Source organism: Halorubrum ezzemoulense (assembly GCF_004126515.1).
Classification (GTDB): domain Archaea; phylum Halobacteriota; class Halobacteria; order Halobacteriales; family Haloferacaceae; genus Halorubrum; species Halorubrum ezzemoulense.
On sequence record NZ_CP034940.1, the window covers coordinates 201,172 to 227,779 of the forward strand.

25 protein-coding genes are annotated in these 26,608 nt (G+C 71.5%); 7 read left to right on the forward strand and 18 right to left on the reverse strand.

The window, feature by feature from the left end:
• Positions 1-48: 48 nt before the first annotated feature.
• Positions 49-2,847 carry a DNA-directed DNA polymerase gene (locus EO776_RS00925; protein ID WP_094580723.1) on the reverse strand — a complete coding sequence of 933 codons (2,799 nt, stop codon included), beginning with the start codon at positions 2,845-2,847 and terminating at the stop codon, positions 49-51.
• Between the two features lie 102 nt (positions 2,848-2,949).
• Here EO776_RS00925 and EO776_RS18755 point away from each other — a divergent pair, with 102 nt between their 5' ends.
• The 3 genes from EO776_RS18755 (at position 2,950) to EO776_RS00935 (ending at position 4,136) form a co-directional block, all read left to right on the forward strand.
• Complete coding sequence (locus tag EO776_RS18755; protein ID WP_167373101.1) at positions 2,950-3,123, forward strand: DUF7331 family protein; 174 nt, start codon at positions 2,950-2,952, stop codon at positions 3,121-3,123.
• A gap of 97 nt (positions 3,124-3,220) precedes the next feature.
• On the forward strand, positions 3,221-3,643 hold the full coding sequence (locus EO776_RS00930; protein ID WP_086216173.1) for a DUF7322 domain-containing protein: 423 nt from the start codon (positions 3,221-3,223) through the stop codon (positions 3,641-3,643).
• A gap of 25 nt (positions 3,644-3,668) precedes the next feature.
• The gene (locus EO776_RS00935) at positions 3,669-4,136 is read left to right on the forward strand and encodes a DUF7346 family protein (RefSeq protein ID WP_086216174.1); all 468 of its coding nucleotides are present in this window, start codon (positions 3,669-3,671) and stop codon (positions 4,134-4,136) included.
• A 381-nt stretch (positions 4,137-4,517) separates the two neighbouring features.
• Here EO776_RS00935 and rad50 read toward each other — a convergent pair whose 3' ends face one another.
• The 4 genes from rad50 to EO776_RS00955 all read right to left on the reverse strand — a co-directional run bounded on the left by rad50 (position 4,518) and on the right by EO776_RS00955 (position 9,284).
• Positions 4,518-7,205: a DNA double-strand break repair ATPase Rad50 gene (gene rad50 / locus EO776_RS00940; protein WP_094580724.1), complete on the reverse strand. Its 2,688-nt coding sequence runs from the start codon at positions 7,203-7,205 to the stop codon at positions 4,518-4,520.
• A complete protein-coding gene (mre11, locus tag EO776_RS00945; protein WP_099288939.1) occupies positions 7,202-8,521 on the reverse strand; it encodes a DNA double-strand break repair protein Mre11 in 1,320 nt (439 codons plus the stop codon). Before mre11 ends, rad50 begins: the two co-directional genes overlap by 4 nt.
• Entirely contained in the window at positions 8,518-8,934 is a 417-nt protein-coding gene (locus tag EO776_RS00950) for a hypothetical protein (protein WP_094580726.1), read from the reverse strand. Before EO776_RS00950 ends, mre11 begins: the two co-directional genes overlap by 4 nt.
• Before the next feature lie 86 nt (positions 8,935-9,020).
• Positions 9,021-9,284: a MarR family transcriptional regulator gene (locus EO776_RS00955; RefSeq protein ID WP_049931722.1), complete on the reverse strand. Its 264-nt coding sequence runs from the start codon at positions 9,282-9,284 to the stop codon at positions 9,021-9,023.
• Positions 9,285-9,477: 193 nt separating this feature from the next.
• Here EO776_RS00955 and pan1 point away from each other — a divergent pair, with 193 nt between their 5' ends.
• Positions 9,478-10,692 carry a proteasome-activating nucleotidase Pan1 gene (pan1, locus tag EO776_RS00960; RefSeq protein WP_094580727.1) on the forward strand — a complete coding sequence of 405 codons (1,215 nt, stop codon included), beginning with the start codon at positions 9,478-9,480 and terminating at the stop codon, positions 10,690-10,692.
• Between the two features lie 72 nt (positions 10,693-10,764).
• Here the strand turns inward: pan1 and EO776_RS19560 are convergent, their stop codons facing one another.
• The 12 genes from EO776_RS19560 to EO776_RS01015 form a co-directional block, all read right to left on the reverse strand.
• A complete protein-coding gene (locus EO776_RS19560; RefSeq protein ID WP_254921855.1) occupies positions 10,765-10,896 on the reverse strand; it encodes a hypothetical protein in 132 nt (43 codons plus the stop codon).
• 89 nt (positions 10,897-10,985) lie between these two features.
• The gene (locus tag EO776_RS00965) at positions 10,986-12,158 is read right to left on the reverse strand and encodes a DHH family phosphoesterase (RefSeq protein ID WP_049931724.1); all 1,173 of its coding nucleotides are present in this window, start codon (positions 12,156-12,158) and stop codon (positions 10,986-10,988) included.
• Positions 12,159-12,281: 123 nt separating this feature from the next.
• The gene (locus EO776_RS00970) at positions 12,282-13,184 is read right to left on the reverse strand and encodes an NAD-dependent epimerase/dehydratase family protein (protein ID WP_049931726.1); all 903 of its coding nucleotides are present in this window, start codon (positions 13,182-13,184) and stop codon (positions 12,282-12,284) included.
• Entirely contained in the window at positions 13,181-13,633 is a 453-nt protein-coding gene (locus tag EO776_RS00975; protein ID WP_086216871.1) for a DUF5791 family protein, read from the reverse strand. The genes EO776_RS00970 and EO776_RS00975 overlap by 4 nt, the downstream gene beginning before the upstream one ends.
• 83 nt (positions 13,634-13,716) lie before the next feature.
• Positions 13,717-16,938 (reverse strand): DUF7286 family protein, encoded by a 3,222-nt coding sequence (locus EO776_RS00980; RefSeq protein WP_094580729.1) that lies wholly within the window; start codon positions 16,936-16,938, stop codon positions 13,717-13,719.
• On the reverse strand, positions 16,932-17,540 hold the full coding sequence (locus EO776_RS00985; RefSeq protein ID WP_129452287.1) for a DUF7284 family protein: 609 nt from the start codon (positions 17,538-17,540) through the stop codon (positions 16,932-16,934). Before EO776_RS00985 ends, EO776_RS00980 begins: the two co-directional genes overlap by 7 nt.
• Positions 17,531-17,995, reverse strand: coding sequence for a DUF7285 family protein (locus tag EO776_RS00990; RefSeq protein WP_049931732.1), 465 nt, complete (start codon positions 17,993-17,995; stop codon positions 17,531-17,533). Before EO776_RS00990 ends, EO776_RS00985 begins: the two co-directional genes overlap by 10 nt.
• 6 nt (positions 17,996-18,001) lie before the next feature.
• Positions 18,002-18,502: a DUF7283 family protein gene (locus EO776_RS00995; protein WP_049931733.1), complete on the reverse strand. Its 501-nt coding sequence runs from the start codon at positions 18,500-18,502 to the stop codon at positions 18,002-18,004.
• 85 nt (positions 18,503-18,587) lie between these two features.
• Positions 18,588-20,411: a type II secretion system protein gene (locus EO776_RS01000; protein WP_129452288.1), complete on the reverse strand. Its 1,824-nt coding sequence runs from the start codon at positions 20,409-20,411 to the stop codon at positions 18,588-18,590.
• Positions 20,408-22,426 (reverse strand): ATPase, T2SS/T4P/T4SS family, encoded by a 2,019-nt coding sequence (locus tag EO776_RS01005; protein ID WP_094580731.1) that lies wholly within the window; start codon positions 22,424-22,426, stop codon positions 20,408-20,410. Before EO776_RS01005 ends, EO776_RS01000 begins: the two co-directional genes overlap by 4 nt.
• Before the next feature lie 143 nt (positions 22,427-22,569).
• On the reverse strand, positions 22,570-23,034 hold the full coding sequence (locus EO776_RS01010; protein WP_086216921.1) for a DUF7311 family protein: 465 nt from the start codon (positions 23,032-23,034) through the stop codon (positions 22,570-22,572).
• A gap of 7 nt (positions 23,035-23,041) precedes the next feature.
• Positions 23,042-23,611: a DUF7310 family coiled-coil domain-containing protein gene (locus EO776_RS01015; RefSeq protein ID WP_086216920.1), complete on the reverse strand. Its 570-nt coding sequence runs from the start codon at positions 23,609-23,611 to the stop codon at positions 23,042-23,044.
• A gap of 74 nt (positions 23,612-23,685) precedes the next feature.
• Here EO776_RS01015 and EO776_RS01020 point away from each other — a divergent pair, with 74 nt between their 5' ends.
• Both EO776_RS01020 and EO776_RS01025 read left to right on the forward strand, forming a co-directional pair.
• Positions 23,686-24,765 (forward strand): tubulin/FtsZ family protein, encoded by a 1,080-nt coding sequence (locus EO776_RS01020; RefSeq protein ID WP_049931740.1) that lies wholly within the window; start codon positions 23,686-23,688, stop codon positions 24,763-24,765.
• Between the two features lie 90 nt (positions 24,766-24,855).
• The gene (locus tag EO776_RS01025) at positions 24,856-25,560 is read left to right on the forward strand and encodes a phosphoglycerol geranylgeranyltransferase (protein WP_049931741.1); all 705 of its coding nucleotides are present in this window, start codon (positions 24,856-24,858) and stop codon (positions 25,558-25,560) included.
• Positions 25,561-25,585: 25 nt separating this feature from the next.
• On the opposite strand, the gene EO776_RS01030 is transcribed toward EO776_RS01025, so the two are convergent.
• Complete coding sequence (locus EO776_RS01030) at positions 25,586-26,209, reverse strand: riboflavin synthase (RefSeq protein ID WP_099288937.1); 624 nt, start codon at positions 26,207-26,209, stop codon at positions 25,586-25,588.
• A gap of 117 nt (positions 26,210-26,326) precedes the next feature.
• Between EO776_RS01030 and EO776_RS01035 the strand changes: the two genes are divergently transcribed.
• A complete protein-coding gene (locus tag EO776_RS01035; protein ID WP_049931745.1) occupies positions 26,327-26,596 on the forward strand; it encodes a DUF7533 family protein in 270 nt (89 codons plus the stop codon).
• The last annotated feature ends 12 nt before the right edge of the window (positions 26,597-26,608 follow it).

A 26,608-nucleotide genomic window follows, 5' to 3' on the forward strand; every position in this document is an offset into this window, starting at 1 on the left:
AGCAATCGAAAAGTGCTTTCCAGAGAGCGCGTTCGCGCTCGTCGGCAGTCACATGAACGAGCCGAGTCCGGTCTGTTCTTGCCCCGTCTTCACCTCCTCCCACGACATCCCGAGCGCCTCGATCACGCGCTCTATCGGCCCCTTGAGCGTCTTGTCCAGCATCTTCTCCCAGTCGACCTCGAACTCCTCGGGCACCTGATCGGCGTACTCGAAGCAGATCACGTCCGGGTCGCGCTTGAACTCCCCGTACAGGGGGTCGCGCTGGGGGTCGAGCCCTTCCTCCTCCTCCATTCGCGTCCAGAAGTCCGGGTGGACCTTCTCGATGTACAGCCGCTTCGGCTTCGACCCGCTCCCGAAGTTCGTCCCGAGCATGCGGTTGGCGTACTTCGCGCCGCGGACCTGCGCGGTCGGCGTGTCGTAGGCGTCGAGCTGCTTGCCGATCCCGCCGGGGATCCCGATCTCGTCGAGGTCCACGTCGCCGTCGAGCACCCGCGCGATGACGCCTTCGAGGTACGACTTCACCTCCTCCATGTCCTCGTCGATGTCGTCGCCGGTGACGATCGTCTCGATGACGTTCTGTTGGACCTCCTTCGTGATCCCGGCGATGTCCGAGCGCTTGTACTCGAAGCCGGTGATGTCGATGTCGTCGACCTCTTTCCCCTCCTTCCAGACGATGTGGCCCGCGTACCGCTTCTTCTTCCCCGCCTGGAAGAAGCGCCGGTAGAGCTTCTCGAACTCGATCTCGAAGCGGTGCTCGTCGGCGTTGAGCTCGTCGCGCGCGAAGTCGTCGTAGCGCTCGTTGATGTGATCCTCTATCTCGAAGGAGGTCTCGATCGCCTCCCGCTCAGACATATCAGAAAGAGACAACATAACCGAGTCGGTGTCACCATAAGCTACCTGATAATTAAGCTCTTCTGCCGCCTCCTCCGTGAAGTCGATGACCTCGCGACCGGTCGCAGTAACGGCTGCCGCGCCCTCTTTGTCGTAGAGGCGGAACCGATCCCATCCCGTAACCCCATATAACGAGTTCATAATAACCTTGACAGCTCCCTGCTGCCGGTCGTACTGCTCGTACGGCTCGGTGCCCGGGTCGTGGTCGTTCCGGAGCGCCTTCTTCTCCTCGCGCTCGGAGAGCAGCTCGTCGACCATCTCGCGCATGATCCCGTCCGGCTCCTTCCGGAAGTGGGTCCCGTTGGGCGCGACGTACGTCTCGCCGCCGTACTCGTCGGGGTCGACCTTCGTCTCCGGGCCGGCGTTGATCGTCACCATACACATCGGGTAGAGGCTCTTCAGGTCCTGGACCGTCACCATCTCCTTGACGCCCGTGATCGGGTCGAAGACGGCCCCGCCCTCGAACTCCTCCGACTCCTGTTGGCCCTTCGTCGGGAGCGCGAACTTCCCGAACGCCTTGTGGAGGACGTACATGTCGACGGTGTCGCCCGGCGTCGGCGCGTCCTCGATCTTACAGCCGACGAAGGTGCGCACCTCGTCCCAGAACGCGATCACGTCCTGCTTGCGGTCGATCTCCACGCACAGCTCCACGTCGCGGATGCTGTACTCCAGTAAGCGCTCGGGGTCCTGCTCCCAGAGGTCGCCGATGTCGCCCGTGTAGCGCTCCTTACCGACGCCGAGCTCGCGCTCGCCGACCGCGTCGAGGCGGTACGACTCCAGCTCGGTGAACATCGTGCGTTTGTAGGCGTACAGCAGGTCGAAGACGACCCGCCCCTTCACGTCCGGGCCGCCCCAGCCGGAGCGCCACACCTCGCCAATCCGGGAGAGCCGGTCGACGTCGAGGTCGTACTCGCTCCCGTCGTCGAGCACCTCCAGCCGGTCGAGGACGTACGGCGCGTCGAAGTCCTCGAAGTTCCACCCGGTCAGGAGGTCCGGGTCGGTGTCGTCAATGTACTCGACGAACGCGTCGAGCATCGCGGCCTCCTCGTCGAACGTGCGGACCCTGAAGTCGACCTCTGCGCCGTCGCCGACGATCCCCTCGTACTCCGGGAGGTCTTCCGGCGGGGGAATCTCGGCCTCCGGCGCGTCGTACAGCCAGACGACGTACTCGTCCTCGTAGGAGTCGTGGCTGGTGAGACAGATGATCGGCTCCTCGCCGTCCTCGGGGAAGCCGCGGCGGTCGTCCACCTCGATATCGAAGGTGTTCACGCGCAGGTCGGCGTCGACCTCGGCCGGTTCGAGGTGCCCCTCGTGGACCTGAATCGTCTCTTCCCCGTCGTCGAGGCGCCGCTCCTCGACGCGGATGCCGCCGTTGATCCCGTTGTCGATCAGGAAGCGGTTCGGGAAGAGGATGTCCGCCTCGAAGCTGGTCGCGAAGTCGTCGCGGATGTTCCCCACGTCGCGCGGGGTCCGGGTGACGATCCGGGTGAGCGGCTCGCCGCGGATGCTCTCGTAGGGCTCGCCGTCGGGGCCCGCCTCGCGCGTCCCGATCACCACGTCGTACTCCTCGACGGGGTCGCGGTCGAGGTCGGCCGTCGGGACGTAGAAGTACGGCTCGACGCCCAGCACGCGGAGGTGTTCGACCACGTCGTGGTCGGCGTCCTCGACGTGTTCCGCCGGTCGCCGGCCGAACACGTGGACGACCGGGTACTCGTCGCTGCCGTACCCCTCGACGGCGTAGTCGATCTGGGTGATCATCAGTTCGACGGTCCCCGTCGACTCCGGGAACTTCGCCTCGTCCACGTCGACCACGTCGTTCACGTGGCCCCGTCCGCCCCCGGCGACGACGGCCGCCTCCTGCGCGGCCAGCTCCTCCCGTTCGGTGTCCGTGTCGCCGTCGGCCTCGCCGTCCGCGTCCCCGGCCGACGAGAAGTCCGACAGCCCCGACTGAGTCATATCCGTCCTTCGGCGTCACCCGGCTAAAAAACACGGCTTTCGGGTGCGGCGAGGTATCCCGCCACGGAAAGGCATATATTGTGTGACTTCTTACCACGACCCATGTCTTCGGACCCACGTTCCGGACCCCAGGCGGCTCGCCCGGCCGACTCCGACGCGGTCGACGCCGAGGTGGAGGTGTACGAGGACGACGGGAACGTGGTGCTTTTCGACGCGACGAACCCCCTCGCCTGGGTCGAAGCGAGCCGAACGGTGCGGCTCGCCGACGCGCTCTGACCGGCCCGCCGACCCCGCGCGCTCCGTCCGTCTCCTCCCGTAGCCGCGGCGTCGCCCGGACGGAACCCCTTTGCCCCGGCCCGGCGTAGGTGCGGGCGTGTTCAGCCTCGACGAGGACGACGAGGGCGAGATCTCCGTCGGCGAGAGCTCCGACGCCGAGCGGGAGATGACGCCCGACATCCCCAAAGCCCCGTCGGTGAAGACGTTCGACGACGGCGGTGACTTCGAGGGGGCGAGCGACGTCGACCAGGGGACCCTCCGCGCGTTCGTCGTCGCCGTCGTCTACGCCAACGCCGCCGTCCTCCTCGTCGCGCTCGGCCCCATGGTGTGGTTCTTCGAGGGGTGGTCGCGGGCCGGCCCGGCGCTGCTCGTCGCCGGTCTCCTCGCCGGGGTCCGAACGTACCAGACGTACCGGTCGTGGCGGCGCTCGCAGGGCGAGGCCGACGAGTCGGAGTCGGATCCCCCCGAAGAGGCCGACGACACTGATGCCGACTCCACCGCTGATCCCCCGGAAGCGTAATGTCCGACGGGGCGCTGGTTCGACCATGCAGACGGTCCGCGACGGCGACGGCGAGACGTACCTCCTCGTGAAGCGATCCGCCGAGTCGAGTCGCGTGCGCGACCCCGCGACCGGCGCGGAGCGGTACGTCGACAACGAGGAGCTCAGCGTCGTCGACGGCGAGTCGCCGCTCGCGACCGCCGCTTCGGGCGTGCCGGAGCCGGTCCGCCGGACGCTCGGGGCGGTCCGCGACGACCGCTCGCTCGGCCTGCTCGCCGTGGTCGCCGACGAGGGACCGATCGCCGCGATCGACCTCCTCGACGCGGCCGACATGTGCGAGTCCGACCTTCACGGGACGCTCACGGAGTTCCGTGCGGCGGGACTGGTCGACGAGGCCGAGGTCGCGGGGCGACGCGGCTACGAGGCGACCCCGGTCGCGGCCGAGGCGCTGGGGCTGTTGCGGGACGGGTCGGCGGACGAGGGCGACGAGGTTGGTGAGGGCGACGGCGACTGATATCTCACATATAACCGCGATCTGCGGCCGGCTGCGGCTGTTCGCTTATAAATTGTTGATCTAGATCGACGGCGAACAGCTCAAAGCCCCGGCCGCGAGGCTGCCCATTTGAGCCCCACCCGACCGCGACCGCACGGCACCTCACGCCTCCCCAGCCTCGTCGGGCGCGTCCTTCGGGCTCCCTTCGGTCGCCCTCGGAGCGCCCGACTCCCTCGCGCGTGCTCCTCGCGGCCGCCGGTGGCGGCCGCTCGCAGGCACGCGCCGACGTGGAGGTGCGAGCCGTCGCCGCCGTCCCTCTCAGCGGCGGCGTCGCCGCGGGCTTCTACCGTTCCTGCCGCCGTCTGATATTTATAAAAGGACCCGGTGAAGCGGCGGTGACGCTCAGTCGTCCGCGAGCGACGCGACGTCGAGCTCCGCCGCGTCCTCCCGGCGGACGGTCGAGCGGTTCGAGCGCGGGTCCTTCTCGACGGTGACCAGCTCGTCGGCCGCGCCCACCAGCTCGTCGTCGTGGCTCACGATGACGATCTGGCGCACGCCGAACCCGCGCATCTCCTCGACCAGCCGGACGAGCCGCGAGACGTGCCCGGAGTCGAGGAACACCGTCGGCTCGTCGAGGATGAGCGGCGGCGTCGGCGCCGCGCCCTCGATCCCCTCCGAGAGCAGCCGGTAGATCGCGCAGCGCAGCGAGAGGTTGAAGAGGGCGCGCTCCCCGCCGGAGAGCTGCTCGGGGTCGAGCGGCTCGCCGTCCTTCTGGTAGACGGTGAGGACGTACTCGCCGTCGAGCTCGATGTGCGAGTAGGCGTCGTTCCCGTAGACGAGCTCGAACGTCTCGTTGAGCGTGCGCTCCAGCTCGGTGACGTTGCGCTGGCGGAGCTCCGCCCGCAGGTCGCCGTACATCGTCTCCAGCTCGCTCGTCTCTTCGTGGAGCGTCTCGAGCGCGTCCACCCGATCGCCGAGCGCTTCGCGCTCCTCCCGGAGCCCCTCTAGCTCGCGGATGTCGCCTTTCACTCCGCCGATCGCGTTCTGAAGCTCCTCTCTCCGCTCGTCGAGTCGCTCGAGCTCGCCGGCGACCCTCTCGAGGTACTCCACCGCCTCTTCCTTCCGCTCTTTCGCCGTCTCGACGGCGGACTCGTCGACGGCGTCGGCGAGCTCGTCGCGCCGCTCGCGCTTGTCCGCCAGTCGGTCGCGCCGCTCGTCGTTCACCTCCGCCAGGTTCTCGCGCTTCTCGCGGCGCCGCTCGATCTCGTCTTCGGCGTCCGCGATCGCCGACAGGCGCTCCTCGACCGCCGTCACCGCCTCACGGGCGTCCGCGACCGCCTCCAGATCGGCTTCGAGTTCCTCGACGCGCGCCGCGGCGGCCTCCGCCTCCTCGCGCTTCTCCGCGGCGACCTCACGCGTGTCCTCGGCCTCAGCGCGGAGCTCGGCGGCGCGCTCGCGTTTCTCCGCGGCCTGCTCGCGCTTCCGCTCCGCCGCCGCGCGCTTCTCCTCGGCGCGCTCTTCGAGGGTCGCGATCCGCTCGTCGATCTCGTCGAGTCTGTCCGCCGCGCTCGCGAGCTCGTCCAACTCCGCGACCTGCTCGTCGAGGTCGCCCTCGCGCTCGCGGGCGGCCTCCAGCTCGGATTCGAGCTCCGCCACTCGCTCGCGATCCTCGTCGATCCCGCTCGCGTGCGGCGAGTCCTCGACCGACTGGCCGCACTCCGGGCACTTCCCGGCCGCGAGCAGCGCCTCCGCCTCCTCGACGCGCTCGCGGGCGTTCTTCAGCTCCGCCGACAGCTCGGCGATTCGCTCGCGGATTTCTCCCCGCTCGTCGCGCAGCGTCTCGCGCTCGTCGGCGACGCCGTCGCGGTCGACGTCGGCGGCCGCGAACCGTTCGCGGAGCTCCGCCGCCTCCTCGCGGAGCGTCCCGATCGACGACTCGCGCTCCGCCGCCTCCTCCGCCGCCGTCTCGGCCTCGTCGTCAAGGTCGTCGGCCTCGGACTCGATCTCCTCCGCGCGCTCGGTGCGGTCGTCGGCCTTCCCGGCGAGGTTCGTCGCTTGGTTCCGCAGCCCCTCGGCGTTCACCCGCGCGTCGTCGAGGTCCGTGCGGACCGATTCCTCACGGTCGTCGAGTTCCGCGCGCCGGTTCGCGACGGCCGCCTCGGTCGGCGCGTCGAGGCCGGCGTCGTCGAGTCGGTCGTCGATCGCGGCCTCGACCTCGGCGATCCGCTCGCGGGCCTCGCCGATCGCGTCGCGGTGGTCGTCGCGATCGCGCTCGGCCTCGCGGATCGCGGCCTCGATCTCGTCGATCTCGGCCTCGACCGACTCCAGCTCCTCCCGCTTTTCCGCGTGGGTCTCCAGCGTCTCCGCGGCCGCGTCGCGCGTCTCCTTCGCCTGCTCCCGCTGGGCCTCGTACCGGTCGATGTCGTCGGTGACGTCGCCGAGCTCGCCCTCAAGCTCGTTGAGCCGCGCGTGGAGGTCGCGGTCCTCCTTCGCGGCGATCTGCTCGTCGAGCTGGTCGAGCCGCCCGCGGCGGTTCTCCAGCACGTCCTCGACGCCGAGCCGGGCGTCACCGGCGCGCTCGCGGTACTCCTCCAGCTTCCCGAGCTGGAGGAGGTCGTCGATCGTGTCCTGCCGCTCCCGGGGCGTCGCGTTGATCAGCTTGTTCACCTCGCCCTGCCGGACGTACGCGCAGTTGACGAACGCCTCGGCGTCCATGCGCAGCAGTTCGGTGACGAACTCGCGGACGGCGCGCGCGCCGTCGCGGGCCACGTCGCTCCCGTCGGTCGACTCGAGCGTACACTTGTGGTCGATCCGACCGTCGTACGATTTGAGTCGCCGCTCGACCCGGTAGGAGACGCCGTCGTGGGTGAACCACAGTTCGACCTCCGTCTCCTCCTCGCCGTTCGTGATGACGTCTCCGAGGGTCCCGTCGAGCGCCTTCGACCCGTACAGCGCGAAGAAGCAGGCCTCAAGCAGCGACGACTTCCCGCTGCCGTTGAGCCCGTGGATCACGGTGACGCCCTCGGTCAGCCGCAGGTCGGCGTCGCCGTACGGCTTGAAGTTCGCGAGGCGGACGCGGTCGAACTTCACAGGTAGTCCTCCATGGAGACTTGGCCATCCGTCGACGCCGGGTCGGAGTCCTCGGGCTCCGCGGCCTCCGGCTCGGTGTTCGGCTCCGTCGGCTCCGACGCGTCGCCGTTCGCTTCGGCTCCGCCGCCGTCCGATTCGTCTCCGTCGGCGTCCGATTCGGCTCCGTCGCCGCCGGCCTCGACGGCGTCGAACGCGTCGAGATCACCGTCTCCGTCCAGCCGCTCCTCGACCCTGCGTTTCACCGTCTCGCGGACGTTCGCGTCGGAGACGGTGTCCTCGCGGACCGCGCGCTCCACGTCGCGCGCGGCGGTCGAGAGCGCCATCTCGTCGAGTCGGTCGCGGACCGCGTCCTCCGGGTCGGCGAAGCTCACGTCCACCTCGCCGTCGGCGTCGACCTCGCGCCGGTCGACGACGCGCGCGATGAGCGCGCCCTCGTCGGTCGCGAACTCCTCGACGGCAGCCGGCGTCACCGGGTCACCCTCCCCGGTGATCTCCACGTGGACGACCGCCTCCGCGAGGTCGAACTCGCGCACGCGCTCGCGGACCCGCGACTCGCCCTCGCCCTCGCGCAGTTCGACGGAGACGAAGACGAACGGGCGCGTGTCGAGCGCGCGGCGCCGGATCTCCACGCGGTCGTCGCCGCCCGCCGTGTCGGCGTCGAAGACGACGAGGTTGTAGCCGCGGCCCTCGCGTTCGCTCGCGCTCGCGCGCTCCGTCGACCCGGGGTACGTGACCCACGTGTCTGCGACCTCGGCGGTGTCCGGGGTGTGGTTGTCGCCGAGGAGCATCGCGTCGAAGGCGACGTCGCTCTCCGTCAGCACGGTCTCGGTGTCCCAGTCGGCGTAGCCGAACGGCTCGAAGAGACCGTGCGCGACCAAGGCGGCGTAGTCGGCGTCGTGGTCGGCGAAGGCGTAGTCGAGGTCGTCGCGCCGCGAGACGGGGACGTGGTCGAGGCCGTAGAAGGCGGTGTCGCCCACGACGACCGGCTCGTCGCCGAGCCGGGTGGCGAGCCCCAGCCGCTCGAAGAGGTCGAGCCACTGGCCGCCCCGCGTCGACTCGTGGTTACCGACGACTGCGAGGAAGGGGATTCCGGCGTCGTCGAGCCGACGGAGGACGGAAATCGTCCCCATCAGGTCTTGGAGGTCGGGCCGGCGGTCGTGGAAGAGGTCGCCCGCGTGGACGACCGCGTCGACGCCGCCGTCGACCGCGTCGTCGACCACGGCCTCGAAGGCGTCGAGGAAGTCCTGGCGTCTGACCGGCGAGTGGTACTGCGAGTACCCGATGTGGGTGTCGCCGGTGTGGATCACCCGTGTCATCTGTCCGCGTCTTGGCCGGTGTCCGGCTTAGGGATTCCGGGGCCGGAGCGGAAGTGATCGCGCTCGGCGCCGCCGTCTCGGTCGCCGATGCTGTCTTGGTCGGCGTCGCTCCCGGCGTTCGCCTCGCGGTCGTTTCCGGGGGCGTCGCCCGCCGCCGCCCGCCGGAACGACCGGTACGCGGCGAGCGCGCCGCGCCCCCGCTCGACGGCGGCGTCGTCGTCCGCGCGGTCCGCGGCGTCAATCGCTTCCGCCAGCCCGTCGAGCCCGATCGCGTCGACGAATCCGGCCGCGCGCCGGAGGTCGGATCGCGCGGCGTCCGCCTCGTCGATCACGGCGACGTACGGACGTCTCGCGGTGTCGGTTCGAGTCGCGAGCGCGGCCAGCGCGCGCTTGACGGCGGTAGTCGAGACCACGGGACGACTGCCGCGGTATCGCCGATAAATCGTCGCACGCGGGCGGTCCGGGCGTCAGCGTCGGCGGCGGATCGGGCGGTCCGCGCTCAGATACCCAGCGAGTACAGCCGCTTGCGGGCGTCAGTGAAGGAGAACCGCGAGTCGACGACGTCCTCCTCCTCGAGCCGCGACAGCGCGTACCGGACCGTCCGGGGCGGGAGCAGCGTCTCCTCGGCCAGTTCGCTCTGCGTCAGCGTGTCGTTGTAGTCTAACACCTTCGCGACCAGCTTGGCGCTCGGCGGCAGGTCGCGAACGGCCGCCCAGCGGTCCGCGGTCCCGTCGTCGGCGGTGACGGCGTCGGTCGTGCTCATTCGTATACCGATCCTTGGCATGCCGGATAATAATATTTACTATCCATTTTGATTACTACTGGGAATTATTTCCCGTCAAACCTGCGAATCAGCGTAGACCCGGACCGCCGTCGTTCGGTGGTTCGCCGGCGGTACGGCCGCCATCGTGCCCCCACCCGAAGCCTCTTATCCGCGAGACCCTTTAATAAACACAATGAGCGATACGGTCGACGACGTCGACATGCCTTACGAGGGCTCGGCGTCGAAACAAGAGAAGATCGACTCCTTACAGGAGCGGCTCGACGTCCTCGAGTCGCAAAACGAGGAGATGCGCGACAAGCTCCTCGACGCCAACGCGGAGAACAACAAGTACCAGCAGAAGCTCGAGCGGCTCACTCACGAGAACAAGAAGCTGAAGCAGTCCCCGCTGTTCGTGGCGACGGTCCAAGAGATAACGCCCGACGGCGCCGTGATCAAACAGCACGGGAACAACCAGGAGGCGCTCACCGAGATCACCGACGAGCTGCGCGAGCAGCTCGACCCCGACGACCGCGTCGCGGTCAACAACTCGCTTTCGGTGGTCAAGAAGCTGGAGAAGGAGACCGACGTCCGCGCCCGCGTGATGCAGGTCGAACACTCCCCGGATGTCACCTACGCCGACATCGGCGGGCTCGAAGACCAGATGACGGAGGTCCGCGAGACGGTCGAGATGCCCCTCGAACACCCCGACATGTTCGAGGATGTGGGCATCACGCCCCCGAGCGGCGTGCTGCTGTACGGCCCGCCGGGCACCGGAAAGACGATGCTCGCGAAGGCGGTCGCCAACGAGACGGACGCGACGTTCATCAAGATGGCCGGCTCCGAGCTGGTACACAAGTTCATCGGCGAGGGCGCGAAGCTGGTCCGGGACCTGTTCGAAGTCGCTCGCGAGAACCAGCCCGCCGTCCTCTTCATCGACGAAATCGACGCCATCGCCTCGAAGCGGACGGACTCGAAGACTTCGGGCGACGCTGAGGTCCAGCGCACGATGATGCAGCTACTCAGCGAGATGGACGGCTTCGACGAGCGCGGCGAGGTCCGCATCATCGCCGCCACCAACCGCTTCGACATGCTCGACCCCGCGATCCTCCGTCCCGGCCGCTTCGACCGGCTCATCGAGGTTCCCAAGCCGGAGACCGAGGGCCGCGAGATCATCTTCCAGATCCACACCCGCAACATGAACCTCGCCGACGGGGTCGACTTCGCGGAAATCGCCGAGCTGACACCGGACGCCTCCGGCGCCGACATCAAGGCGATCTGTACTGAGGCCGGGATGTTCGCTATCCGCGACGACCGCACGGAGGTCACGCTCGACGACTTCCTCGAGGCCCACGAGAAGCTCCGGCAGGACGAGGAGACGAACGCCGACGACTCGCTGGCGTTCGCCTGAGACCCGGACGACCACAGATCGAGACCCGCCGATCGCTGTTTTCACCTCTCGGTCGTTGACGAAAGCGCCCCGCTACAGCGCCGTGACGGCTAGGTACGGGACGACGAAGACCAGCAGGAACACCAGTCCGACCGCGATACCGTAGCCGGCGCCGACGCCGGCGAGCGCGAGCCACCCGTCGTCGAGCGCGTCAGCGATGTACATAGCGGAGGGATCGCCGCCCGGAACTTAAATCCGCACGCTCACGTCCGGCGTGGACGCCTCGCCCCGCCGGCCCGCCGCGTCGATCGCGGTCACACGTCCCCGGCCATCGCCCGGAACAGCCCGTCGGCGAGGGCGTCGCGGTCGACGGTCTTCGGCTCCTCCCCGGTGGGGTCGAGCTCCGGTTCGATCGTACCGCCGCCCATCCGGGAGTGCCCCCCACCGTTCCCGTTGTCGACGTCGTCCAGCACGGCCGCTATCGCGTTACCCATGTGGACCCGGTCGTCCCGCGAGCGTCCCGAGAGGTGGACGGTCTTGTCTCGCTCGCCGATCACCACGACCGCGCTGACTCCTTCCAGCTGGATGAGTTCGTCCGCGGCCTGCGGGATCGCGTCCACGTTGTTCACGCCGCCGACGTCCGCGACCGCGAACGACCCCTCGATGCGACGGCCGGCGATCGCCCGGGCCTTCACCTCCAGCACCTCCGCGTCGACCGCCGGGTTCGCGATCCGGTCGAGCCGGTCCTGATCGACGCCCGGATAGAGGTACGCGGCCGCCGCGAAGTCGGGCTCGCTGGCGCCGACGGTGAGGTGTTTCGTGTCGGCCAAGATACCGTACAACAGCCCGGTCGCCGTGTCCGTCGACAGCGTCAGGTCGCTCCCGGTCTCGCTCGCGTGTTTGTCCGGCGGGACGGGGACCGCGTCGTTGTCCTGAAAGTACTCGGCGACGACCGACGCGCTCGCGCCGTAGTCGGTCCGTACGTCGGTGAACGATCCACCGGCGCCGTCGCCGGGGTGGTGATCGACGACGGCCATCGGCAACACGCCGTCGGCGCCGGCAAACCCCCGCGGCTCGTTGTGGTCGACCAAGACGACCGATTCCGACGCGAGGTCGCTCACGTGTTCGATCGGCTCCAGTTCCAAGTCGAGGACCGTCCGGAACGCCCGGTTCTCCTGATGACGGATCTGACCGGGGTACTGGACGGTTGCGTCGACGTCCACCTGATCGGCGAGCGAGGCCACGCCGACCGCGGCCGACATCGCGTCGGGGTCCGGGTTCGGGTGCATCAACACCGTTATCTCGTCCTCGTCGGCCAGCAGCCGGCGGAACCTGACTCCAGGCGTCCGGCGGGCACGGAGCACGACGAGCCCCACGGCGACGACGATCAGGACGATGAGCGCCCCGGCGACGGCGATCTCCGGGTTCTCCCGGACCATTGCCTCCGCCTGCGAGAGTCGGTCGCCGACCGCGCTCATCGCTCGCATGCGTTGTGTCGAGTCGCTCCCGACACATGAAGGTTCGTTACCGTTCTGACGGAGTGAAACCGACGGAACCGACCGCGGTCGGACGACGACGGGCCGAACCGGCCGCCGTCCGTCCGAGACGCGCTACTCGGTCCGCGTCCGGTACGCTCGCACCGCGTCGCGGTAGCCGGACCGGAACGTGGGATGAGCGAACTCGTAGCCGAGCTCGCGGAGCAGCGCGTTCGAACAGCGCTTGCTGGTTCGGATCCGGCGCTCCGCGGCCGCCGAGAGGTTCCCCGCCGCGATCCGCTCGTCCTTCGACAGCTTCTCCGGGCGCCGGACGCCGCAGGCGTCCGCGAGCCAGTCGGCGAACACGTGCTTGCCGACCGGCTCGTCGTCAACGACGAGGACGACGCGGTCGCGTGCGCGGTCCGTCTCCAGCAGATGTCGAATCGATCCCGCGGCGTCGTCGCGGTGGACCATGTTCAGGTAACCGGCCGTCACCGGGCCATCCACGTACCGATCCAGCCGGTAGCGTTCCGGCCCGTACAGCCCCGCGAACCGGACGACGGTCCCGTCGATCCCGGCGTCGGCCGCGCGCTCCGTCGCGATCCGCTCGGCCTCGGCGAGGACGCGGGTCTTCTCCGTGGTCGGGTCGACCGGCGTCTCCTCGTCGACCCACCCGCCGTCGTGGTCACCGTACACGCCCGTCGAGGAGGTGTACACGAGCCGGTCCGGCGGCGCGGCCCGCGAGCCGTACTCGTCGACGACGTTCGCCAAGCCGTCGACGTACACTTCCCGGGCCGCGTCGGCACCGCGGCCGCCGGAGCTGGCCGCGAAGACGACCGCGTCCGCGTCCGGTAGCGCCGAGAGCGACTCGGGATCGGTCGCGTCCGCCCGGACGGCCTCGACCCCGGAGCCGACCGCGTCGACCGCGTCGAGGCCGGCGTTTGACCGGCGGACACCGACGACCTCGTGGCTGCGGGCGTCGAGCTGTTCCGCCAGCGCCAGCCCGACGTAGCCGCAGCCGACGACGACGACTCTCATGGCTTCCGACGCTCGATGACCGCGAGTATCTCCGCGAGCTGGCCAAGAGTTAATCTGGTCCGCCCCTCCAGCGCCTGTTGGACCTCCTGCCCGGTGAGGTCGGCGTCGATCCGCGCGGCGATCGCGTCGACGTCGAGGACGGCGGTCGCCATCCCCATCAGGAGGTGATCGCGCACCTCCGCGACCATCGCGTCGGCGTCGCGCCCCGGCTCCGCCGCCGCGAGGACGGCCGCCGCGTCCGCGAGCGAGAGCGCCGCGACGTCCCCGTCGCGGACGGCGCTCGCGTCCGCTTCCGTCAGGCCGACCTCGCCGACGAGCCGGTCGCCGTCGACGCCCGACGCGGCCTCCGTGACCAGCGTCTCGAAGGCCGCGAGTAACTCCGCCGCCGCCGGTTCGTCCGCGTCGACGTCGGGCCCGCTTCCGCGGTCGTCAACGACCTCGTGGAACATACTCCCTCTGGGTCGCGCCGTCGCAAAACGCCTGCGGTCGGTCGCGTCCCGGCGCTTCACCGCCCGCGTTCTCCCTCCCTCCCTCAATGCTCCGTACACTCGTCCCCCTCTCCGGGCGACGCGCTCAGCGATCCCGGACACGGCCAGCCGCCGGACGTCTCCTCGCGCGTCCCGTCGACGTCGCCGACGCCCGGCGGCCCGGCGGGGACCGCGACGACGACGACCGTCCGCGCCTCGAACGCGACCGGCTCCGTCGCGCCGAGCGCGACCGACTCGCCGTTCACATCGACGCTGACCTCGTCGGCTTCCCGGACGTACTCGAACGGGCGGTCGGGCGTCCCGACGTTCGCACGAAGCGCGAAGCGCGGGTACTCTCCGCGCACCTGAACGTTCCACGCGTTGACCGTCGCCACCCAGTACCCGGGGACCGGCGCGACGGGGAGTCCCGCGCCGACGCTCCGAACGGGCTTCGGCACCCGCTCGTCCGGCACCGACGCGACCGCCTTCCGGGCGCGGGACTCGATCTTCGACTCGACTCTGTCTCGACGAATCGTCCGGGACGCCGTCGTCGTCGCGTCGACGAAGCGAGCCGGGACGCGGACCGCGTCCCGTCCCGCCGCCTTCCGCGTCTCCACCCGGAGGTGCGCCGCGAGGCCGAGCCGTTCGGCCCTCGACAGCGACCCGACCCGGGCCGCCTCGCTCGCGACGCGGTTCGGGTACTCGCCGTCGCCGACCGCGACGGCCCTGTCGCCGAGCGAACCGTACTCGGACGCGACGCTCTCTACGACCGCGTTCCGCTGCTCGCGCGAGAGGTCGGTCCGTTTCGCGAGCCGGTCTTGTAACGCGTCGTCGACGCGTCCCAGCGAGGCGTCAACCCGTCCGGCGAGCGCGTTTCGGTCGGCCCGTAGGTCGTCGTCGTCGGCCGCCGCGAGGGCCTCGTCGGCCGCGAGGAGCGATCGCCCGGCGACGCCGAGACGGACCGTGTCGTCGGTGCCGAGAATCCGGTCGGCGATCCCGCCGGAGACGTCGCTGTACGGGAGCGTGGCGTAGTTCACGTTTCGAGCCGCGAGCGGCCTCGTGGTCGTGCCGTCGACGCCTTCCACGCGCTCGCCGTCGACCGCGGTCCGCGGGAGATACCCCGGCGACCCCTCCGGAGCGAACGTGACGGCGCCGGCGGGCCCCTCGTCGCCGACCGCGTAGGTCCCCGGGTCGCGTGCGGCCTCGCGGCTGGCGATCACCTCGCCCACGGGCGGTCCACCGAACGCGTCGTTCACGCGGTCGAGAACTCCGTTAGACGCCGCCTTCCTGTCGTCCGACGCCGATTCGAGCTCCCCGATCACGGCGTCGAGATACGCGACGCGGGCGGCGACGCGCCCCCGGTCGACCGCGCCGTCGTACCGCCTCGGGGCGTCGCGTAGCGCGTCGCGTCGATCGCGCACGGCCGCGGCGAGATCGCCGTACGGCGTCGACTCGCCGACCGCGGCGTCGGCCATCGACGCCTCGGTCTCCAGGTCGCGGACGCGCTCCGACAGCGTCGAGATGTCCGCCGCGATCCGGCCTAGGTCGGCGCCCGATCGGTCGCCGTACACGACCGTCGACCGCCTCTCGTCGCCCCGTTCGACGGCGTCGCGAGCCATCCGATCGACGTCGCCCGCCGTCTCGACGTTCAGCTCTGCCCTCGCGGCCGCCGGCGTGTCGGCGAGGTCGGGCCCGGCAACGTCCCGGTCGGCGGCGCCGAACGTCGCCGTCGGCCCGTCGGGGGCGTCGTCGCGCGGCGCGTACGTCCCGGTCACCGACACGCGGACGCGGTACCGGTCCGTCGCCTCGTCGCTCGTCACGGCGCGGTCGACGCTCACGTCCTGTACCGTTCCGTTCGGTCCCCGTTCGACGACCCGTCGCTCCCACGTCGCTGTCGCTGCGCGCTCGACGACGACCTCCCGAGTCGCGCCGCCGAAGGACACCGACTCGCCGGCCGACACCGTCTCGCCGTCGGTTCCCGTTCGGAGGTCGCTCCCGTCGGCGACGCGGACGCGCTCCGTCCGCGACGTGTCGACCCGCCGCCAGGGCTCTCCGAGCTGCGACCGGGGACGACCCGGGCTCACGGGACCGCCCTCGACGACCCGCGTCGCCTCCGTCTCTAGGGTCGCCTCGACTCGGTGGCTCGCCCGCACGATCGATTCGAGGTCGTCGTGGACGCGGGTCGCGGCGCGGTCGGCCGCGTGCCCGACCTCGACCGACGCCGTCTCGCTCGTCGGATCCGTGGCCGAGTCGAACGCCGCGTCCTCGCTCGTCGCCGCGTTCCCGTCCGAGGCCGTCCGCTCTCTCTCGGTCTCCGCCGTCGGCGTCGGCGCTCCGAGGACGGCGTCCGTCCAAGAGGCTTCGTCGACGCCGGTCGGCGACAGCAGGTCGGTCACACCGGTCCGGGCGGTCGCTCGCGCGACGCCGCCGCGGGCGTCGGGATCGCTCGTTCCGAACACGTCCCGCTGGACGCGGACGATCCCGGCGTTCGTCGACAGCTCCACGTGGCGGTTCGCGACCACGTTCTCGACCGGTGCGCCGGCGTACTGCCCGTACCCCCGGGCCCACGCCATCGCGTAGAGGCTGGCCGTGACCTGTCGCCCGAGTCCGGGCCCCTCGACCGGACCGCGGTTGAGTCGGCGCTCGAACCGCTCGGTCCGCTCGTGAGCGGCCAACGTCGGCACCGCGACGGTGACCGTTCGGGACCGCGTCCGGTTCACGACGGTTCGCCCGTTCCGGGTTGCGGTCGTCGCGACGCCCTCGAACGTCACTCGCGTCGCGGTCCCGTTGGCGACCCGCTCGACGCGGACCCGCTCGCGCGCGGCGACGAGGTCGCTCGGCGACTCGACGGCCGGTAGCGACGCGGTCGCCGTCACGGTGCCGATGTCGCTCTCGACGGCACCCAGCGCCTTCGATCCGGCGACCGCGAGTCGGATCCGGAACGCGTCCTCGAAGGCCGATCCCTCCCGGACGGCCTTGGCCGCCGCTCCCGGTCCACTCGGTGGCCGCGTCACCGGCTCCGCCGCCGCCTCGTGGGCGGCCTCCCGGGCCGCGCTCCTGAGCGCGGCGGTGGCGTCGGCGTCGACTCGCTCGACGGCGCGTTCGACGCGGCGGTCCTCGCCGACGAGCCCCTGCTCGGCGAGTCCGGCGGCGTACGCCGAACTCGTCACGAGCAGTAGCACGCCGACCAGCGCGAACGGGACTCGCGCCCGCTCGTCGACCGCGAACGTCCGGCTCCGTCGGCCGGAACCCGCCCGACCGGAGTCGCTGCCCTTCACGCTCACCACCTCCGAACGACGATCCGGACCGTAGCACCCGCTCCGCGTCGGTCCGATTCCCCACTGCCGTCGACTCCTGCCGGAAGCGGCTGTCTGACGACCGCGACCCCGACGGTGGCGTCTCGCGGCGGTTCCGGTCCGACGGCGACCACCCGTCGGGTCTCGTCCGCGGTCGATCCGGACGAGTCGGCCGCCGGTTCGGTCGTTCGAAACGCGCCAGGCACCCGGTATCGCTCCGGCACCCCACCCACTCTCTCCGCCGTCCGCGTCGGCCCGTCGAGGGCAACGTCGACGCGCGTCCGCGGACCGATCCCGGTGTGAACCGCGTCGATCGCGCGGCGGTCGAACGCCGTTTTCGTGCCCCCGTCACCGACTCGTTCGGCGACCAGCGCGAGCAACTCCGCGCGCGTCGCGTGGATTCGTCGGGTGTCGTTCGGCGCGCCCTCGTCGGGATACGCCACGGTCTCGGTCTCGGTGACGAGCCGGTCGGCGGCGTCGGTCGCGGTCGGGCCGTCGGGGCCGCCGGCGTCGCTCGCGCCGAGCGCGACGACGCTCGCGGAGACGCAAAGCAGCAGCACGGTCACGTCGAGGACGGTGCTGGTCACCGCCACACCACCGCCCGGAGCGTTCCGCGGACGTTACGGCCCGGCGCCACGCGGACCGTCACCCGTCGCTCGGCGACCGCGACCGCTTCCGGGGTCCGGACTCCCGGCGGTCCCGGCGCGTCCGGCCCCGACGCGGCCAACCACCGCTCGCCGTCCGCCTCCAGTTCGATCGCGATCGCGGTCCCCGGCGCTTCGACCCGCCGCATCCGGTCCGGGTCGAGGACGCCGCCGACGGTGACCCTCCCCTCGACCCGGTCCAGCGCCGACTTCGCGGCCGACCGACGGTCGTCCGGCGCCGCGTCCGCGAAGGCGCCGGCGTATAGCCCCAACGCGAGTCCGACGACCACCACCGCGACGAGCGCGGCGATCGGCTCAACGGCGGCACGGTCGGCGGTCGGGAACGCCGCGCTCGGCCCGTTCCGAGTCGCCGACGCGCCGGATTCCGTGGAGTCACGCGACACGCGAGATCACCCGACCAGCGTGACCCGGACGTCACCGTAGTGTACGCGCCGGACCGTTATCCGCCTCGGTGCGGTCGTCCACCTCGCGTCCGCCGCTCGCGCACGCTCGGCGGCCGCCGCGAACGACGCCGGATCGTCGAACGCTGCGTCCGGAGGGGCGCCGTCGAGGACGCGCCGAAGCCGGGCGTCCGTCGCCGCGCCCGGCGTCACCCCCGCTGTCGGTCGGACGACCGGGGTGATCCGCGGGGCATCGAGCGTCGCCCGCGCCGTCCCTCGCTCGTCTCTAAGCGAGACGGATCCCTCCGCGAGCCGGAGTCTGTCCGCCGCGATACCGTGCTCCGCCGTCGCCGGGTACGACCCGTCCGCGACCGAATCGACGGTGCGCGCGACGCCGTCCGCGTCCGGCGGCGGCGACGCCGGGAACGCGGCGGCCACGCCGACGGCCGCGACGCTCACGACGGCCAAGCCGAGCCACGCGTACGTGGCGTCGAGGTGCGTCTCGAACATGGCGCGGCTGGCCGCGCTTTCATACATAAACGATCGGCCCCGAGCGTCGCGGTCGATCGAGGGCCGACTGCCCCACCGATCGGGCTCAGAACAGGAGTCCGGCGCCGGCGAACGCGACGAGGAACGTGGCCGTCGCCGTCGGCAGCGCGATCCCGACCCGATAGGCCACCAACGTCCGGTCGAATCCGCACTCCAGTCCGGTCGCCAGCCCGGTGAGGAGGGCGGCGAGCAACAGCACGTACGTCCCCACGATCCGTCCGAGCACCGGCACCGACAGGGCAGCCGTTCCGCCGGTCCTCGCGCCGTCGCTCGCCGCCCCGCTCCCGCCAGCGGCCACTCCGCTCTCCGCGCCCAGTCCGTCTCCGCCGAGCGCGTCGGCGCCCGCTGCCGCTCCGGCTCCCAGGCTCCCGACATCGGCGGCGTCGATCCCGGTCGCGAGCGCGACGGTCGCTCCACCCACGAGCGGCGCGAACACCGCCGCGGTGTTCGAGAGCGTCCCCGTCACGGTCGCGAGCTGGCGGCGCGCGTCACGTTCGAGTTCCCGTAGCGACTCCAGCTGGTCGGCGAGCTCCAACAGGACGTCGCCGGCGGGACGCCTCTCCCGCGCGGCGACGGAGAGCAGCGCGATCGCCCCGCGAACCCGGGACGACGGCACGTCCGCGGCCGGCCCGCCCTGTCCGAGAAACGCCTCGCGGACGCCGACGCGCAGCGTGTCGCTCCGCCGACCGGCGCGCTCGAACACCTCGCCGGTCGCGCCGTCGAGCCGCTCGCCGGCGTTCGCGACCGCGGTCTCGACCGCGACCCCCTCCGCCACGTCTCCGCCGATCACGGTCATCGCGTCCGGCAGCCCCCGCTCGACGCCTCGGACCTCGGACAGCACCGCGCGGCGGGGTCGCGCGAGGACGAACAGCGCGCTCCCGACTCCGACGCCGACCCCCGCGACCGGCCACGCCCACGGCGCGACGACTCGCGCGGCGACGGCGGCCGCGGCCGCACCGAGGGCGCAGCCGACGACCAACGCGTGGCCGCGTCGGTCCGGCACGTCGGGATGGTCTCCGCCGATCTGCGGCGGCGGAAACGCCACCGGGCGACGGGAGAGCAGCCACGCCGAGGCGGCCACCAGCCCGCCCGGAAGCGCGATCAGGTACAGGCCGGCGACGAGTCCGGAACCCACCGCGACGCCGGCGGCGGCGCCCGCGGGAAGGAGCGCGATGAGTGCCAGCGGGAGCAGCACGCCGAACGCGTACAGCGCCGAGACCGGCCCGCGGACGGAGCCGACGAACGACGCGAGCCGATCGGTCGTCCCCGAAAGCGTCGCGTCGAGGGCGCGGTCGAGGCACCGCCCGCGGCGCTCCGGCGGCGCGGTCGCCGCGGTCCGGACCAGCGCGGCGGCGCGGTCTATCGCCGGGAACCACGGAGTCCACTCGCGAGCGAACGCTCGAAGGCCGCTCGTCGGCCCGTCCGCACAGCCCCGTTCGTGGCGGGAGAGAGCCGCGGCCAACGGTCCCTCTCCCGTCCGGCCGGCGAACCGCACCGCACGCTCTGTCGAGGGATCGAGCCGCATCCGCAACACGAGCCGCCCGACGAGCCCCGGCGCCGCGCCCAGCGCCCGCGTCCGCCGGAGCGACGCGAGCCACACCGGCGCCCGGTGGACCGCGTGTACGCCGCCGACGGCGGCGGCTAGTCCGGCCGGCGCGGCGACGACCGCGCCGGCAGCGAGCGCCGCGGCCGCGGCGACAACCGCCCCGACGACGACGCCGGCCCGGTACCCGATCGCCACGACGCGCTCCGCGGAAACGCCCCAGCCGAGAAACGCGACGGCCCGCCGCAGTTCTTTCGAGGCGGTCGCGTCGTCTTCTCCGTCGACACGAGCCGATCGCTCGGTCGGTTTCGACCGGTCCTCGTTCATGCGCCGCCTCCGTGCTTCACTCCTCCCTCGCGTGGTCGATCGGCCGGGGCTCCCACGTCTCCGCTCGGATCGCCGGATACGTCTCCCCTGACGTACCGCGCCGGCGAAACGCGTCCCGCCCGAACCGCCTCGCGGATCCGGTCGCTCCGCCGATCGATGACCTCCCGAACCGCCGCGTACGATTCGTTCGTCCCCCCGAGCGCCTCGACGAGTCGACTCTCACCGCGGTCGATCCGACCCGTGCCGACGAGTCCCCGTTCGGTCCGCTCGAACAGCGGATCGAAGCTCACGCCGCCGTCGCGGTCGCCGACCTCGACGATCGACTCCACGCGGTGGTCGTCGAGCACGGCGATCAGATCGGTCGCGGCGAACGACGAGCGGGGGACGCCGAGGTCGGTGACGACGCGTTCCTCCACCCCGGCCGAGTCTTCGCCGTGAATCGTCCCCAGCACCGTCTCGCCGGCGGCACCGACACGCATCGCCTCGTACAGCGCCTGCGCCTCCTCGCCGCGCACCTCGCCGACGCTTATCGCGCCGCCGCCCATCCGGAGCGCCGTCCGAACGGCGTCCGCCGGGGCGAGTTCGGCCCCGTCACCGACGCAGAGTCGCTGCGCGTCTCGCCCGGCGTCCGCGAGAGCGTCTACCGGGAGTTCCGGCGTGTCCTCGATTGCGATCGCCCTCGTTTCCGCGGGCAATTCCCACAGCAGTGAGCCGAGCGCGGTCGTCTTCCCGGCTGCCCGGCCGCCCGCGATAAGCCCCGCTACCCCGCGTTCGACGGCCACCGACAACAGCCCGGCCGCCGCGGGCGTGAGGGTGTCGACGGACACCAGTCGCGCGAGCGTCCACGCCTCCGGATCCCCGCGTCGGAACGTGAACGAGAGCCCGTCGCTGGCTGGGGCCGTGACCGCGGCGACCCTGACCCGACCGGTTTCGGACTCGATCGTCGCGTCGAGCGTCGGCGTGGCCCGCGAGAACGCCCGACCGCTCGACCGGCGGAGCCGCGACGCGAGCGTGGCGGCCCCTTCCGGGGGGAGCCGCACGTTCGTCCGGCACCGCTCCCCGTCGAGCACGACGCGGAGCGGGTTCTCCGCGACCGGCGCCGTCACCGTCGCGTCGCTCACCCTCTCGTCGGCGAAGACGTGTTCGAACACGCCGTAGCCGTGCGTGTGTCGGCGCAGGATCTCCGTCAGATCGGCGACCGGGTCGCCGTCTTCCGCCGCCGCCCGCACCGCTCGTCCGGGGGCCCTGTCGCCGCCGCGGGGGTCGTCGAGCAGCCGGTCTCGCGCCGCGGCCAGCGTCGCTACGGCGTCGGCGTCCAGATCGACCGTCGGCGGCGTGAGGTGGTACGTCCTGAGGGAGTCGTCGCCGTCGTAGAGCCGGACCGTTGCCCCGGTCGGCACCGTCCAGCGATCGACCAGCGTCGCACCCGGCGGCGGCGAGGCCGCGACTCGTGCGGTCGCGGCCGTCGGACCGACGTGGGCCCGCAGGCGATCGCTCAGAACGCCGTCGCTCTCGGGCCAGTTCTCGCCGCCGCCGAGATCCTCCGCGGCCGACAGCAGCCCCGTTTCGGCCGCGATGCGCTTCGTAGGGCCCGCCCGCCCGGCGGCCTCTACCGCGGCGCCGAGCGGGTCGCGGAGGACTCGTTCGGCGAGCCGCTCCTCACGGAACCCGACCCGCTCGCGGAACCGTCCGGCGGCGGTCAGGAGGTCGGCCGCGTGGTCGGCGTACGACCGCTCGCGGCCGCGGTGTCGTGTCCTGATCACGTCGGCGTCGCGGTCGCCGAGCGCCTCCACGACGGTCGCGAGACAGTCGGCGCTCGCGGCGAGGTCGCCGCGTCCGGGACACGCGCCGGCGTCGACGTCGAGTATAACCCTGTCCTCGACGCCAGTTCCCACGGGCTCGCGAAACGCCGGCTCGCACCGACACTCGTCGCGGTCCTCGTCGACCCACGGGAGCGCTCGGAGCGGCGTCTCGCCGGCCCCGTCGGCGAGTTGATCGGTGATACCGAGGTTCATGACGGGCGTGCCCGCGGTTTGATATATAAGTCGTCGGCCGTCCCGCCGTTCCGTTCCGCCGCGTCTCGAAACGATCCGCGTCGTCCCGGTCTGCCCTGTCGTAATCTATTCTGTCCCGCGCCGTCGCGTCCCTCCGCCCCGGTCTACCCCGCTCGGTTGATCCGGACCGTCGGCCCCTCGTCGTCGACGTACCGGAGCCGAATGCGGTTCGTCCCGCCCGGGCGAAGTTCGATCGGTCCGCCGCCGAGATCGACAGTCACCTCCACCGGTCCCGTTCCGACGCGGACCGTGCGCTTCGGCCGGTCCTCGACGCGGTACGCGAGCACGACGCCGCCCGGCCTGTCCGGCGGCTCGACGAGCGCGACGCGGTCGACCTCCGCCGCGGCGAACCCAGTCGGGACCCGGAAACGCACCGTCGCCTGCGCCGCCAGGGCGGGGTCGTCTACGGGCGACGATCCGGCGACTACGCCGCCGATCGCCCGCTCCAGACGGTCCGCCTCGGCGCCGATCCGGTCCGCCGTCGTCGCGGTCCGGGCCGTCTCGATCGCGGGCATCGACGCCGTCAGCAGCGCGACTGCCACGAGGACGGTGAGGGCCACGCGGATCACGGCTCGCTCACAGCGACTCCCGGAGGCGGTCGAGCGCGTCCGTCGCCCACGCCCCGCCGTCGCCGTCCCCGGCGGCCTCGTCGGTTCCGCTGCCGCCGGTACGCGGTCCGGACCGCGAGCGATCGTCCGGCAGGGCGGCGTCGAGGGCGCCCTCCGACGGAACGGTGTCGTCGGCCCGCTGCCCGTCGCTCGCACTGCTCTCGCGGCCGACACTGCCGCCGCTCCGCTCGTTCTCCCGCCCGGCCTCGGTCGCTCTCGCGAGCGCGAGGTCGGCCCGGCGCTCGACCTCGCGGTTGACGGCCCGGATCGCTCCGGCGTAGCCGCGGACCGCCTGCGTCGCCGCCTCCAACTCCGCGACGCGCTCCTCGAGGTCGTCGAGCCGCGACTCGAGTCGCTCGCGCTCGGCCGTCGCCTCTGCGTCCGCGGCGGCGTCGACCGGCCGCGCCTCGCTCCCGGTCACCGCGCGCTCGACGGCGCGGAGCCGAGACTCGATCCGGTCGTCCGGTCCGTCCGCTCCCGTCGGCGTCGCGTCCGTTTCCGCGTCCGTCGGCTCCGCGCCCCGCGCGTGGTCGGTCATGCGGCCTGTTGCCCACGGTCTCACTCTTAAACGTCGGGGAAAGGATATTATCGGGGGAACCGGTACGTCTGGGCATGAAAGCAGTCCTCCTCGGCGTCGGACAGGCGGGCGGCAAGCTCACGACCGCCCTCGCGGAGTTCGACGCCGACGCCGGCTACGGCGCGGTCCTCGACGCGATCGCTGTCAACACCGCCGCGGCCGACCTCGACCCCCTCCCGCTCGAAACGGTCCTCGTCGGGCAGTCGCGTGTCAACGGTCACGGCGTCGGCGGCGACAACGAACTCGGCGCCGAAGTGATGGACGAAGACGCGGTCGAGGTGTTGGACGCGCTCGCCCCGAAGGTCACCGCGGAGGCCGAGGCGGTATTCGTCGTGGCCGGCCTCGGCGGCGGGACGGGCTCCGGCGGCGCGCCGGTCCTCGTCCGCGAGCTGAACCGGGTGTACGACGTACCGGTGTACGCCATCGGCGTCCTCCCCGGTCGCGACGAGGGGACGATGTATCAGGTGAACGCCGGCCGGTCGCTCAAGACGCTGGTCCGCGAGTCAGACGCGACGATCCTGCTCGACAACGACGCGTGGCGCTCGGCGGGCGAGTCCGTCGAGGGCGGCTACGAGGCGATCAACGCCTCGATGGCGAAGCGGATCGGGCTCGTCCTCGCCGCCGGCGAGGCGGTCGAGGGCGTCGCCGAGTCCGTCGTCGACACGAGCGAGGTGATCAACACGCTCCGGGCGGGCGGGATGGCCGCGGTCGGGTTCGCGTCGGCGCCCGCCGCCGAGGACCCGCAAGAGAACGTCAACACCGTGACGAGCGCGGTCCGGAGTTCGGTGATGACCGGGCTGTCGCTGCCGAGCGCCACCGACGCCGACGCCGCCCTCGTCGCGGTCGCCGGCGACCCGGACCGGATCTCCCGGAAGGGCGCGGAGAAGGCGCGGAAGTGGCTTCAGGAGGAGACGGGGTCGATGCAGGTCCGGGGCGGCGACTTCCCGCTCGACTCCGACCGGATCGCCGCCTTGGTCCTCCTCGCGGGGGTCGAGCGCTCGCAGCGCGTCGAGGCGTTCTTGGAGCGCGCTCGGCAGGCGGTCCGCGACGAGCGCGAGGAGAAGCCCGACCCGGCGGCCGCGTTCGAGAACGACGAGATCGACGACCTGCTGTGAGGCCCCCGCCCTCCCGCGCGGCGCGGCTCGGGGCTCCGGGGCGGGATAGCTTCCGCACCTTTTTGTTCTCGCCCGGTGGAGTCTCGGCCGATGACTAACCCGTGGGACGACTGGGACCACGTGCTGAAGGTCGACCCCGACAAGGACCTCCGGGCGGGCGAGACCTTCGAGGACGTCTGCCGGACCGGGACGGACGCGATCGAGATCGGTGGGACCCTCGACGTCACCGCGGAGAAGATGACCCGCGTGGTCGACGCCGCCGCGGAGTACGACGTGCCGCTGTACCAGGAGCCGTCGAATCCGGGAGTCGTGATCGACTCGCCGGCGCTCGACGGCTACCTGATCCCGACCGTCTTCAACGCTGGCGGCCCCTTCTGGATAACCGGCGCCCACAAGGAGTGGGTCCGGATCGACGACCTCGACTGGACCCGGACCCACACCGAGGCGTACATCGTGTTGAACCCGGAGGCGTCGGTCGCCCAGCTGACGGAGGCCGACTGCGACCTCAGTGCCGACGACGTGGCGGCCTACGCGAAGGTCGCGGAGCGCATGTTCGGCCAGGAGATCGTCTACGTCGAGTACTCGGGCACGTTCGGCGACACGGAGAAGGTCGCGGCCGCTCACGACGCCTTAGACGACGCCACGCTCTTTTACGGCGGCGGCATCCACGACTACGAGTCGGCCAACGAGATGGCCGCTCACAGCGACGTGATCGTCGTCGGCGACCTGCTCCACGACGAGGGCGTCGACGCCGTCCGCGAGACGGTGAAGGGCGCGAAGGACGCAGGGGACTGAGGGGGACGGGTCGGTCCGTCGCCAGTTAGTCGGCCGCGTACCCGTCCAGCATGTTCTCGACGTACTTCGCGATCACGTCCACCTCCAGGTGCACCGGGTCGCCGACCGACTTCTCCGAGAGCGTCGTCAGGTCGTAGGTCGTCGGGATGACCGCCACGTCGAACTCGCCCGCGCGCTTCTCGGCGACCGTCAGCGAGATGCCGTCGAGCGTCACGGACCCCTTGTCGACGAGGTAGTCGTCGTGTCCCTCCGGAGTCGCGAACGTGAACCGCCAGTCTTCTCCGACGCGCTCGATTCCCGTCACCTCGGCGATGGTGTCGACGTGTCCCTGGACCACGTGGCCGTCGAACCGCCCGTCGGCGGGCATCGCGCGCTCGACGTTGACGGCGTCCCCCGCCTCGATCCCGCCGAGGTACGTCTTCGCGACCGTCTCGCTCGCGAGGAACACCGAGAACCAGTCGCCGCCGTCGGTCGTGCCGCCGTCGTCGCTCCCGTGCTCCTCGACGGTCAGACAGACGCCGCTCACGCTTATCGACTGGCCGTGGTGGAGGTCGTCGAATCCGTCGACGCCGATCCGAAGCCGGAGGCCGTCGTCGGTCTCGGTCCGCTCGCGGACCGTACCGGTGCCCTCGACGATGCCGGTGAACATACCGGAACTGGGGGCGGGCGACGGATATCGGTTCTGGGTCCGGCCGGGATCTGGGAGTTCGACCGCCCGTCGTCGCGGCCGGGCCCCTTTTGCCCCCCGGGGATCAACGGAGGGTCGATGCGACTCGGAGTGCTGGACATGATCGGGCTGGCGGCGTCGCTCGTCTTCGCGCTCCCGCTCGCGAACTACGCCGTCGTCCGCCTGTTCGCCGGCGAGGTCGCGCTCGGCGCCGGCCTGCTCGTCGTCGCCGCCGCGATGGTCGTCCTCCCGCAGTACTTCCTCGACCCCGCCACCATACTCCGACGGCTGCTCTCGGGACTGTTACCGCGACAGCTTCGTGGAGACGACGACGCCGCCGGCTCCGAGGGCGATTCGGTCGAAAAGTGACTCGGCCCGGCT

Coding starts and splice junctions, on each gene's coding strand:
- EO776_RS01030 (WP_099288937.1), bottom strand. CDS start 26,209: ATGTTCACCGGCATCGTCGAGGGCACCGGTACGGTCCGCGAGCGGACC.
- EO776_RS00965 (WP_049931724.1), bottom strand. CDS start 12,158: ATGCGAGCGATGAGCGCGGTCGGCGACCGACTCTCGCAGGCGGAGGCA.
- EO776_RS01000 (WP_129452288.1), bottom strand. CDS start 20,411: ATGAACGAGGACCGGTCGAAACCGACCGAGCGATCGGCTCGTGTCGAC.
- mre11 (WP_099288939.1), bottom strand. CDS start 8,521: ATGACACGGGTGATCCACACCGGCGACACCCACATCGGGTACTCGCAG.
- EO776_RS01020 (WP_049931740.1), top strand. CDS start 23,686: ATGAAAGCAGTCCTCCTCGGCGTCGGACAGGCGGGCGGCAAGCTCACG.
- EO776_RS00995 (WP_049931733.1), bottom strand. CDS start 18,502: ATGTTCGAGACGCACCTCGACGCCACGTACGCGTGGCTCGGCTTGGCC.
- EO776_RS18755 (WP_167373101.1), top strand. CDS start 2,950: ATGTCTTCGGACCCACGTTCCGGACCCCAGGCGGCTCGCCCGGCCGAC.
- EO776_RS00975 (WP_086216871.1), bottom strand. CDS start 13,633: ATGTTCCACGAGGTCGTTGACGACCGCGGAAGCGGGCCCGACGTCGAC.
- EO776_RS01005 (WP_094580731.1), bottom strand. CDS start 22,426: ATGAACCTCGGTATCACCGATCAACTCGCCGACGGGGCCGGCGAGACG.
- EO776_RS00955 (WP_049931722.1), bottom strand. CDS start 9,284: ATGAGCACGACCGACGCCGTCACCGCCGACGACGGGACCGCGGACCGC.
- pan1 (WP_094580727.1), top strand. CDS start 9,478: ATGAGCGATACGGTCGACGACGTCGACATGCCTTACGAGGGCTCGGCG.
- EO776_RS01035 (WP_049931745.1), top strand. CDS start 26,327: ATGCGACTCGGAGTGCTGGACATGATCGGGCTGGCGGCGTCGCTCGTC.
- EO776_RS00935 (WP_086216174.1), top strand. CDS start 3,669: ATGCAGACGGTCCGCGACGGCGACGGCGAGACGTACCTCCTCGTGAAG.
- EO776_RS00925 (WP_094580723.1), bottom strand. CDS start 2,847: ATGACTCAGTCGGGGCTGTCGGACTTCTCGTCGGCCGGGGACGCGGAC.
- EO776_RS19560 (WP_254921855.1), bottom strand. CDS start 10,896: ATGTACATCGCTGACGCGCTCGACGACGGGTGGCTCGCGCTCGCCGGC.
- EO776_RS01025 (WP_049931741.1), top strand. CDS start 24,856: ATGACTAACCCGTGGGACGACTGGGACCACGTGCTGAAGGTCGACCCC.
- EO776_RS01015 (WP_086216920.1), bottom strand. CDS start 23,611: ATGACCGACCACGCGCGGGGCGCGGAGCCGACGGACGCGGAAACGGAC.
- EO776_RS00970 (WP_049931726.1), bottom strand. CDS start 13,184: ATGAGAGTCGTCGTCGTCGGCTGCGGCTACGTCGGGCTGGCGCTGGCG.